Source organism: Cobetia sp. 3AK, from assembly GCF_029846335.1.
Lineage (GTDB): Bacteria > Pseudomonadota > Gammaproteobacteria > Pseudomonadales > Halomonadaceae > Cobetia > Cobetia marina.
The window spans coordinates 1-336 of the sequence record NZ_JARWKR010000032.1 but is presented as its reverse complement, the minus strand read 5'-3'; the positions used below and the strand labels follow the sequence as shown (position 1 = coordinate 336).

Below are 336 nucleotides of genomic sequence, written 5' to 3'. Positions count from 1 at the left end.
CGCTTCCTTCGACGACATAGATCGCGCGCTCGATATGCTCGGCCTTCACCTGGTAGCGTGCGCCGGCCGCCAGCTGGATGTCGGCGTAGACCAGGTCGGAGAAGGTCTTCACCGGAGACGCCATGCCGTCGGACGTGCCGGCGATCAGCGTCAGCCGCGCGCCGTCGGCTTCGGCGACGGGGATCTCCTGCGCCTTGTAGTGCGCGAAGTCTGGGGCGGCCTCTTCCACATGGGTCGGCAGCGCCAGCCAGGTCTGGAGGCCGAACAGGCTGCTCTCGGCCGCGCGCTGCTCGGGTCCGGTGCGCTCCGAATGCACGATGCCGGAGCCAGCCGTCA

At 69.0% G+C, this 336-nt stretch carries 1 pseudogene; it reads right to left on the bottom strand.

Annotated features, from left to right (window positions below):
* Nucleotides 1-336 (bottom strand): annotated as a pseudogene (locus tag QD228_RS17020) (pirin family protein); the annotation flags it as partial.